The 10,496-nt window shown below is 60.9% G+C and carries 8 protein-coding genes; 7 read left to right on the plus strand and 1 reads right to left on the minus strand.

The genetic code is table 11. From position 1 onward, the window contains the following. Positions 1 to 212: 212 nt before the first annotated feature. From ebgR to AACR77_RS13795, 7 genes are all read left to right on the plus strand, one after another. Entirely contained in the window at positions 213 to 1,178 is a 966-nt protein-coding gene (gene ebgR / locus AACR77_RS13765; RefSeq protein ID WP_042882185.1) for a transcriptional regulator EbgR, read from the plus strand. Positions 1,179 to 1,499: 321 nt separating this feature from the next. After that, on the plus strand, positions 1,500 to 4,574 hold the full coding sequence (ebgA, locus tag AACR77_RS13770; protein ID WP_042882187.1) for a beta-galactosidase subunit alpha: 3,075 nt from the start codon (positions 1,500 to 1,502) through the stop codon (positions 4,572 to 4,574). Continuing rightward, complete coding sequence (locus tag AACR77_RS13775) at positions 4,571 to 5,026, plus strand: beta-galactosidase subunit beta (protein WP_042882188.1); 456 nt, start codon at positions 4,571 to 4,573, stop codon at positions 5,024 to 5,026. Before ebgA ends, AACR77_RS13775 begins: the two co-directional genes overlap by 4 nt. A gap of 103 nt (positions 5,027 to 5,129) precedes the next feature. Beyond that, positions 5,130 to 6,575 (plus strand): amino acid permease, encoded by a 1,446-nt coding sequence (locus tag AACR77_RS13780; RefSeq protein ID WP_042882190.1) that lies wholly within the window; start codon positions 5,130 to 5,132, stop codon positions 6,573 to 6,575. A gap of 62 nt (positions 6,576 to 6,637) precedes the next feature. Further along, positions 6,638 to 6,976 (plus strand): tRNA-binding protein, encoded by a 339-nt coding sequence (locus tag AACR77_RS13785; RefSeq protein ID WP_042882191.1) that lies wholly within the window; start codon positions 6,638 to 6,640, stop codon positions 6,974 to 6,976. A gap of 167 nt (positions 6,977 to 7,143) precedes the next feature. Further along, positions 7,144 to 8,589 (plus strand): amino acid permease, encoded by a 1,446-nt coding sequence (locus tag AACR77_RS13790; RefSeq protein WP_042882193.1) that lies wholly within the window; start codon positions 7,144 to 7,146, stop codon positions 8,587 to 8,589. Between the two features lie 273 nt (positions 8,590 to 8,862). Beyond that, positions 8,863 to 9,834 carry a bile acid:sodium symporter family protein gene (locus tag AACR77_RS13795; RefSeq protein ID WP_042882195.1) on the plus strand — a complete coding sequence of 324 codons (972 nt, stop codon included), beginning with the start codon at positions 8,863 to 8,865 and terminating at the stop codon, positions 9,832 to 9,834. 57 nt (positions 9,835 to 9,891) lie between these two features. On the opposite strand, the gene AACR77_RS13800 is transcribed toward AACR77_RS13795, so the two are convergent. Continuing rightward, positions 9,892 to 10,496, minus strand: a 605-nt coding sequence (locus AACR77_RS13800; RefSeq protein ID WP_042882196.1) for a putative 4-mercaptohistidine N1-methyltransferase, incomplete at its 5' end; no start/stop codon positions are given.

Here is a 10,496-nt window from a genome sequence, read left to right on the forward strand (position 1 = left end):
CCGATGGTAGTGTGGCATTCGCCATGCGAGAGTAGGACACTGTCAGGCACCTATTCAGAAGAGGCCTCCCATGCGGGAGGCCTTTTTGCATTTCTGTCCCCTCGCTTCAATTCCCTGCTTCTATTTCAGTAAAAATGCTGGGCTATCAAGGGATTGCTCGTTACTCTTTAGCCGTTGCCCGATGAACACGTGATGCTGCCTGCGAGGTATTGATGGCTACGTTGAAGGAAATTGCACAGGAGGCGGGGGTATCGCTTGCTACCGTATCCCGTGTGCTGAACGAGGATCCCAGCCTGAGCGTCAAGGACGAGACCAGGCAGAAGATCTTCGAGATTGCCGAGCGGCTGGAGTACAAGACCAGCAGCGCCCGCAAAGGGGTGCACAAGAGCAAGCTGCAGCTCCTGGCTGTCTACGCCTATCCCCAGAGCACCGAGGTCAACGATCCCTATTACCTCGCCATCCGCTACGGCATCGAGACCCAGTGCACCCGCCTCAACATCGAGCTGGCCCACTGTTACAACGGTGCCGAGGGGCGTGAGCTCTCTGCCGTCGATGGCATCCTGGTCATCGGCCATCTGCCGGAAGAACGGCTGGCCGTGCTGCGCGGCCTGTCTGCCCAGCTGGTGTTCGTGGATTGCCGCTCCCAGGGCGATTTTGACTCGATTGACGTGGATCTGGCACTCATCAGCCAGCAGGTCGTCGATTACTTTATCGCGCAGGGGCATCAGCGCATCGGTTATATCGGTGGCCAGGATGAGAATCCGGATCTGCGCGAACTGGCCTTCCGGGATTATGGCCAGCGGTTGGGGGTGGTGCAGGAGAGCGATCTCTATCGCGGCGACTTCTCCAGCGCCTCCGGCTACCAGTTGGCGAAGGAGATGCTGGCAGGGGATTGGCCCAAGGCGCTGTTCGTCGCCTCCGACTCCATCGCCATCGGTGTTCTGCGTGCCATTCATGAGAAGGGACTGGCGATTCCCCAGCAGATCGAGCTTATCAGCGTCAACGATATTCCAACCGCCAAGTTCACCTTCCCGCCGCTCTCTACGGTGCGGATCCACTCCGAGTTGATGGGCTCCCAGGGGGTCAATTTGCTGGTTGAACGGCAGCGTGACGATCGTGATATTCCACTCCGGGTGTTGGTACCGAGCAAGTTGACCCTGCGTGGCACCACTCGCTAATTTTAGTAAAATAATCTGCTTTTTAGTCGCGCCATCTTGCGGTGGTGCGACACCTCTCTCAAGCAAACCTCTTTCCCATATCATCCAGCAACATCATATAATATTGTTTTATAATTGATTTTATTGATAATCAGCCAACTCTTATCAACATCCATGCCACTCCTCCATATCTTGCCTTCCTTTATCTCCCGCCTCTGATCTCGCTCACAAAACCATCTGTTCATTGTGATCAGGTTAAAACTTTACCAACCCAAAGCTGATATTTAGTAAATGTTTATCTAAGGTTTACCCAGTTAACGTTGCCTTGTTCCGGGAGGACATGTGAATAACTGGGAAAACGTCCAATTCGTTGGTGAAAACAGGCTGGCCCCGCGTGCCTACTTCTTCTCTTATGCCGACCACGCGCTGGCGGCCACCATGCAGCGCGAGCTGAGCCGCCGTTTTCTGAGCCTTAGCGGCCAGTGGCAGTTCCACTACTTCGACCACCCCCTGCAGGTGCCGGAGGCCTTCTATCACAGCCCCATGAGCGAGTGGGGCCAGATCACCGTGCCCAACATGTGGCAGATGGAAGGACATGGCCAGCTGCAGTACACCGACGAAGGTTTTCCCTTCCCCATCGATGTGCCCTTCGTGCCGACCAACAACCCCACCGGTGCCTATCAGCGCAGCTTCACGCTGAGCACGGCCTGGGACGGCGAGCAGGTGATCATCAAGTTTGACGGGGTGGAGACCTACTTCGAGGTCTATGTGAACGGCCACTACGTCGGCTTCAGCAAGGGCAGCCGTCTCACCGCCGAGTTCGATATCAGTGCCTACGCCAAGGTTGGCGAGAACCTGCTGTCAGTGCGGGTGATGCAGTGGGCTGACTCCACCTATATCGAAGATCAGGACATGTGGTGGATGGCGGGGATCTTCCGCGACGTCTATCTGGTGGGCAAACCGGCCGCCCATGTGCAGGATTTCTTCATCCGCACCGCGCTGGCCGATGACAATCAAAGTGCCACCCTGAGCTGCGATATCCAGCTTGAAAATCTGGGGGCGCCCGCCCGTGATCACCGTCTGGTCTGGTCGCTGCTGGATCAGGGCAGCGAGATCGCCAGCGGCTCCCTCGATCATCTCGCCATCGACGGCAACTGTGATTGCCGCTTCACGCTGGATCTGGCCAATCCACATCTGTGGAGCGCCGAAGATCCTTACCTCTACCAGCTGCAACTCTCCCTCTACAACGGTCAGGGTGAGCTGCTGGAAGTGATCCCGCAGCGGGTCGGGGTGCGTGACATCAAGGTCAAGGATGGCCTCTTCTACGTCAACGGCCACTACCTCAAGCTGCACGGGGTGAACCGTCACGACAACGACCACCTCAAGAGCCGCGCGGTCGGCATGGATCGTGTTGAACGCGATATCGTGTTGATGAAGCAGCACAACCTCAACTCGGTGCGCACAGCCCACTATCCGAACGACCCGCGCTTCTACGAGCTGTGCGACCAGTACGGCCTGTTCGTGATGGCGGAGACCGACGTGGAGACCCACGGTTTTGCCAACGTTGGCGATCTTAGCCGCATCACCGACGATCCCTTCTGGGAGCCGGTGTTCGTGGATCGCATCGAGCGCCATGTGCACGCCCAGAAGAACCACCCCTCCATCATCATCTGGTCGCTCGGCAACGAATCCGGCTACGGCTGCAACATCAGAGCAATGTACCAGCGCTGCAAGGCGATCGACCCGACCCGGCTGGTGCACTACGAAGAGGATCGCGATGCCGAGGTGGTGGATGTGGTCAGTACCATGTATTCCCGCGTCTCCCAGATGAACTGCTTCGGCGAGTTCCCGATGGCGAAGCCGCGCATCCTCTGCGAATACGCCCACGCCATGGGCAACGGACCGGGTGGCCTCAGCGAATACCAGCAGGTGTTCGACCGCCATCCCCACATTCAGGGTCACTACATCTGGGAGTGGTGCGATCACGGTATTCTGGATCAGGACGAGCAGGGCCGCCCCGTCTACAAGTACGGCGGCGACTACGGCGACTATCCCAACAACTACAACTTCTGCATGGATGGCCTCATCTATCCGGATCAGACTCCGGGGCCGGGCCTGCGCGAATACAAGCAGGTGATCTGCCCGGTCAAGGTGCGGGCAGTGGATTTGGCGAGCGGCAAGCTGGCGGTGGAAAACCGCTACTGGTTCTCCACTCTCGACGATATCCGCCTGCTGGTCGAGGTGAAGGCCGAGGGCGAACTGCTGGCCAGCCAGCAAATCCGGCTGGAAGGGGTGGCCCCCGGTGCCACCACAGATCTGCAACTCGAACTGCCATCCCTCGATGGGCGGGAAACCTTCGTTCAGCTGCGGGTTATCAAGGCCAGTGCCACCCGTTACAGCGCGGCGGAGCACGAGCTGGGCCAGTACCAGTTCCGGCTGAAAGAGTCGACTCGCCAGCTGCAGCCCTTTGCCAATCCCAACGCCACTCCGTTGCAGATTGCCGACGAGCGTCTCGGTCTGACCTTGATCGGCAGCGGCTTTGCCCTGCGTTTCTCGCGCCTCGACGGCAAGCTGGTGAGCTGGCAGCAGGATGGTATCGAGCTGATTGAGCGCTCGCCGCGCCTCACCTTCTTCAAGCCGATGATCGACAACCACAAGCAGGAGTACGAGAGCCTGTGGCACCCGAACCACCTGCAGATCATGCAGGAGCACTTCCGCACTCTGAGCTGGCGTCAGCTGGGCGAGGCGGTCGAGGTGACGGTCGAGAGTCTGATCGCGCCGCCGGTGTTCGACTTCGGCATGCGCTGCCGCTACGTCTATACCCTGAGCCCGAACGGCCAGCTGCACGTGGCTCTGTCCGGCCAGCCCTACGGCGGTTATGACGACATCATCCCCAAGATCGGCTTCGAGCTGGGCATTCGTCAGGATCTCGACCGGGTGCACTACTACGGCATGGGGCCGGGTGAAAACTATCAGGACAGCCGCCAGAGCAACTGGATCGACAGCTTCCAGAGCACAGTCGGCGAGATGTGGGAGCACTACCCCTTCCCGCAGGACAACGGCAACCGCCAGCAGGTGCGCTGGGCGACCCTGACCAACCGTCACGGCGCCGGTCTTTACGTGCGGCCAAATGCCCCCATCAACCTGAGCGTCTGGCCCTACAGCTGGGAGCATATCCACGCGGTGCAGCACATCAACGAGCTGGAACCGAGCGGTTATCTCACCCTCAATCTGGATCACAAGGTGCTGGGGCTGGGCTCCAACTCCTGGGGCTCCGAGGTGCTGGACTCCTGGCGGGTGCGCTTCGAGCCGTTCAGCTTTGGTCTGACCCTGCTGCCCATCGCCCGTGGCAACCTCAATCCGGCTGCGTTGGCCGGGCTCGATCTCACCATCAACGGCGGGAGGAACCTCGCATGATCACCCTGGACAACCTGACCCTGTTCAAAAACATCTACCGGGAGGGCAAGAAGTGGGGCCGCTGCGTGGAGGCCATCAACAACCTGCCGAACCTCAAGCCCGGCATCTGCCACTCCATCGGTGACTCCCTCACCTACCGCTTGCAGGAGGGGGCCAGTCCGGCCACCTCACTGTTCGAGGGGCAGCGCCGCTACTTCGACGTCCATTACTACCTGGAAGGGGAAGAGACGGTGGAGTGGGCTGCCAAGAGCGAGTTGGCGGTCGAGCAGGCCTATGACGACACCACAGACCGCGAGTGGCTGGCAGGCGAGGTGCGTGAGTGCCAGAAAGTCGGCAACGGTCAGGTGGTGATCTTCGAGAACGACGAGGCCTACCGTTTCGCCGGCGACGGGCCGGTGCGCAAGGTGATCATCAAGGTCACCGTCGAAGGCGGCTACTTCAAAAACAAATAACAAGCCGCCGGTTCTGCACCGACAAACGCCGGAAGGGCGGGGCTCACCCTACAAATCATGCCCCGCCCTTTCGCTGAGATAACTACAGGTCTGGAGATGTCCCATGTCTGATTCCAAACGCAATACGATAGGCAAGTTTGGTCTGCTGTCGCTCACCTTCGCGGCGGTATTCAGCTTCAACAACGTCATCAACAACAACATCGAGATCGGTCTGGCCTCGGCCCCGATGTTCTTTCTGGCCACCATTTTTTACTTCATTCCATTCTGTCTGATCATTGCGGAGTTCGTGTCACTGAATAAGAACTCCGAAGCGGGGGTTTATGCCTGGGTGAAGAGCTCCCTCGGCGGTCGCTGGGCCTTTATCTCCGCCTACACCTACTGGTTTGTGAACCTCTTCTTCTTCACCTCGCTGCTGCCGCGGGTCATCGCCTACGCCTCCTATGCCTTCCTCGGTTACGAGTACATTCTCACCCCGGTGGCGACCACGGCATTGAGCATGGTGCTGTTTGCCTTTGCCACCTACGTCTCCACCAACGGCGCAAAGATGCTCGGCCCCATCACCTCGGTGACCTCGTCCCTGATGCTGCTGCTGACCCTCTCCTACATTCTGCTGGCAGGTGCGGCACTGGTGGGCGGCGTGCAGCCGGCAGATCCCATCACGGTAGAGGCCATGGTCCCCGATTTCAGCTGGGCCTTCCTCGGCATCACTACCTGGATCTTTATGGCAGCCGGTGGCGCCGAGTCGGTGGCGGTCTACGTCAATGACGTGAAAGGTGGCTCCAAGTCCTTCGTGAAGGTGATCATCGTCGCCGGGATCTTTATCGGCGTGCTCTACTCCATTGCATCGCTGTTGATCAACGTGTTCGTCCCAAGCGGCACCCTGAAATATACCGGCGGCTCGGTGCAGGTGTTCGAGGGGCTGGCAGCCTACTTCGGCCTGCCGGAGATCCTGATGAACCGCTTCGTGGGTCTGGTCTCCTTCACCGCCATGTTCGGCTCCCTGCTGATGTGGACCGCGACCCCGGTGAAGATCTTCTTCTCCGAGATCCCGGCCGGCATTTTCGGCAAGAAGACGGTCGAGCTGAACGAGAACGGCGTGCCCGCCCGTGCAGCCTGGATCCAGTACCTCATCGTGCTGCCGCTGATGGTGATCCCGACTCTGGGCTCCAACACCGCGCAGGATCTGATGAACACCGTCATCAACATGACCGCTGCCGCCTCCATGCTGCCGCCGCTGTTCATCATGCTGGCCTACCTCAATCTGCGCCTGAAGCTCGACCACCTGCCGCGGGAGTTCAAGATGGGTTCGCGCACCACCGGCATCGCCGTGGTCTCGGTGCTGATCGTCCTCTTCTCGGTGGGCTTCCTCGCCTCCACCTTCCCGACCGGCGCCGACATCATGACCATCATCTTCTACAACGTCGGCGGGATCGTGATTTTCCTCGGCTTCGCCTGGTGGAAGTACAACCGCTACGAAGCCTCCCTCAGCGCCGAAGCGCGCGCGAAAGAGGCCCAGCCGACGGCGCAGGTCGTCATCCAGCCGTCATGACCCCATCAAACCGGGTGGCCGTTGGTCACCCGCAAACCGTTGAACCAGAAAAGGAAAAGTGCATGAGCGAGACGATCGAGTTTGCCGAATTCAAGCGGGTCGAGATGAAGGTGGGCAAGGTACTGGAGGTGGCGCGTCACCCCGGGGCCGACAAACTCTACATCGTCCAGATCGACGTAGGGGGCGAGCGGCCGCTGCAGACCGTCACCAGTCTGGTGCCCTACTACAGCGAAGAGGAGCTGATGGGCAGCGAGGTGGTGGTGCTGACCAACCTCAAGCCCACCAGGATGCGCGGCGAGCGATCCGAGTGCATGTTGCTCTGCGCCGAGACCCCGGACGAGAGCCAGAGTGTACTGTTGCAACCGCGGGTGCCGATGGCGCCGGGCACCCCGATCGTCTGACTGGTATTGCGAGCCGGTGCGGTGAGATTGCACCGGTTCACCAGCGAGGCCGTCCACGCGGCCCGCTCATAACAAGAGAGTAAAGGGCAGGGTCGACAGACCCTTGCCGAACACATCACAGAGTCACAGCGTTACCCGCAGGGAGCGCGAGTCCACTGGAGGACACCATGTCTGAATCCGTACGCGGCACCATAGGCAAGTTTGCCCTGTTGTCGATGACCTTTGCCGCCGTGTTCAACGTGCGCAACATCGTCAACAACAACATCGAGCTGGGGCTCAGTTCCGCCCCCATCTTCCTGCTGGCGACCCTCGTCTACTTCATCCCGTTCGTTTTCATCATCGCCGAGTTCGTCTCGGCCAACAAAAACTCCGAGTCGGGGATGTACGACTGGCTGAAAAAACCGCTCGGCACCCGGATGGCCTATCTGGGCTCGTTTCTCTACTGGTTCGTGAACCTGTTCTGGTTCGTCTCCCTGCTGCCCAACGTCATCGCCTACGCCTCCTACGCCATGCTGGGCTATGAGTACAGCTTCTCGCCCATGGTCACCTCAGTCATCTCCATCGTGCTGTTTGCGGCGGCGACCCACATCTCCACCAAGGGGGCGAGCTGGCTTGGCAAGATTGCCGAGATCGTGGCCTACGGGGTGTTTGCCCTGTTCGCCATCTATGTGCTGGGCGCCCTGATGGCCCTGAGTGGCGATCATGTGCCAGCCCAGCCCATCACGCTGGAGGCGATGACTCCCACCGTCAACTGGGCGACGCTCGGTATCATGTGCTGGATCTTCCAGGCGGCGGGCGGTGCCGAGACGGCGGCGGCCTACCTCAATGACGTGAAGGGGGGTCAGAAGTCCTTCATCAAGGTGATCATCAGCGCCGGTATCGTCATCGGTGCCATGTATGCCCTCGGTTCCCTGCTGGTGAACGTGTTCGTGCCGCGCGAGAGCCTCACCTACGCCGGCGGCATGGTGGAGATCTTCACCGGCATGGCGCAATATTTCGGGCTTTCCGAGGCGCTGGTGGGCCGCTTCGTCGGCGTGGTGCTGTTTATCGCCATGTTCGGCTCCATGATGATGTGGACCTCGGCGCCGGTGAAGATCCACTTCTCCGAGATCCCGCAGGGGGTTTACGGCGAGAAGACCACCCAGCTCAACGAGCACGGGGTGCCGGTGCGTGCCGCCTGGTGGCAGTTTGTCTTCGTGTTCGTGATGCTGGTGGTCAATGGCTTCGGCTCGGAATCGGTGCAGCAGATGATGAACACCGCCATCAACCTCACCGCCGGTACCGCCATGCTGCCGCCGATCTTCATCATGGTGGCCTACTTCGTGTTCCGCTGGAAACATGACGACACCCCCCGCGAGTTCCGCATGGGGTCGCGCACCTTCGGGATGGCGGTGGTGTCGGTGCTGATCGCCATCTTCGTGGTGAGCATGAGCGCCTCCGCCTTCCCGGCCGGGGTGGATCTGGTGCGCGCCTTCTTCATCAACGTCTTCATGACCGCGGTCTTCTCGGCGCTGGCCTACTGGTGGATCTCCCGCTTCGAGAAGCGCCAAGCCCGCAAGTCAGGTAGCAACGAGAAGAAAGCGGGCAGCGGCACCCTGGCCAGCCAGCGCTGACCGGCATGTGGCAAACAGGAGACGGGCGACCAGGGTCGCCCGTTTTTTATTGGCCGGATCCGGGGCCGGAGGGGCAAACTCGTTTAGTTTTGCTGTGAGAATGTGCTTTATCGTTTAACAAAATGAAACAAATGAGGCTGCCGCTCAACTTTGCACCACAGGGTGTTCGGGGTAAGCTTGTCCCTTCGTATCCGGGGTCGCCGTCTGATGACGCCTTCCCCGTGCCCTGTCGTCCCCATCCCGTGCGGGACGCGCTTTCTCTGGAGACTCCCCGTGCGTCTGGATCCTTTTACCTCTGTGCTGATTGCCGTGGTGGCCCTGGCCTCCTTCTTCCCCTGCGAGGGACAGGTGGCCGTCTGGTTCGGTCTGCTGACCAAGCTGGCGGTGGCGCTCTTGTTCTTCATGCATGGTGCCAAGCTGTCGCGCCAGAACCTGCTGGCGGGCCTCGGCCACTGGCGGCTGCACCTGGTGGTGATGGCCAGCACCTTCCTGCTCTTCCCGCTGCTGGGGCTGCTGCTCACGCCCCTGGTGCCCCAGTGGCTGAGCCCGGCCATCTATCTCGGCTTCTTGTATCTGTGCGCCCTGCCCGCCACCGTGCAGTCGGCCATCGCCTTCACCTCCATGGCCGGGGGCAATGTGTCGGCGGCGGTGTGCAGCGCCTCGGCCTCCAGCATCCTCGGCATCTTCCTCTCGCCGGTGCTGGTGGGGCTGATGATCAATGTGCAGGGGGAGGGGGTCGATACCTGGCACTCCATTCAGGCCATCATGGTGCAGCTGATGTTGCCCTTCGTGGTGGGCCACCTGTCGCGCCCCCTCATCGGTCGCTGGGTTGACAGCCACCGGCCGCTCATTGGCAAGCTGGATCAAAGCTCCATCCTGCTGGTGGTCTACGTGGCCTTCAGCGAGGCGGTGGTGCAGGGGATCTGGCACCAGGTCGGCTGGTACGATCTCGCCAGCATCGTGCTGCTGAGTTGCGTGCTGCTGGCACTGGTGCTGGGGTGGAACATCTGGATCAGTCGCCGCCTCGGTTTCAACAGGGCGGACGAGATCACCATCGTCTTCTGCGGCTCCAAAAAGAGCCTGGCCAACGGGGTGCCCATGGCCAACGTCATGTTCCCGGCCGCCAGCGTCGGTGTCATGGTGCTGCCGCTGATGATCTTCCACCAGATCCAGCTGATGGTGTGCGCCGTGCTGGCCCGCCGCTACCGCGAGCAGGAGGCGGTGCCCCAGGTTCAGGAGGGGTAAGCGGTCCGGATAAAGAAGAGGGAGGCCATGGGCCTCCCTCTTTCGTTTGCCGCGTCGTCAGCGTTTGCGCCAGACGGTGAGCTGGGCCACCGTGTGCTGGTACTTGCGGGCGGTCTCGCGGATGACGAAGGGGACGTCCCTCGGGGGCATGTGCTCCTCGAACTCCTCCGCCAGCAGCCGTTGCAGCGCCTGATAGGTGCCGAGGGCCTCGCCGTTTTCCCGGATGCCGCCGAGCCAGTTGGCCTTGGGGGTGTAGTCGGTCAGCCAGGTGTAGGGGCTGGTGAGCACCAGCAGGCCGCCGCTGCGAAGGCGCGGCGCAATGTCCCGCAGGAAGCGGGCAGGTTCCCGCAGCCGGTCGATCAGGTTGGAGGCGAGCACCAGATCGTAGTCGCCGTACTTGGGCTTGAGGTTGCAGGCATCCCCCTGGCTGAAGTGGACCCGCTCGCTCTGCTCGCGACCAAGCTCGTGGCGGGAGAGGCGCGCCTCGCAATATTCCACCAGATCCCCTTCCACCGGCACCGCATAGCGGAAGCTGTCCTGTCTTGCCAGGGTCAGGGCCACGTCGATGAAGCGGGCCGAGTAGTCCACCCCGTCCACGTGGGCGAAGCGGCGAGCCAGTTCGAAGCTGGCGCGGCCGGTGGCGCAGCCGATGGCGAGCGCCC

Source organism: Aeromonas sp. ZOR0002, from assembly GCF_963866995.1.
Lineage (GTDB): Bacteria > Pseudomonadota > Gammaproteobacteria > Enterobacterales > Aeromonadaceae > Aeromonas > Aeromonas caviae.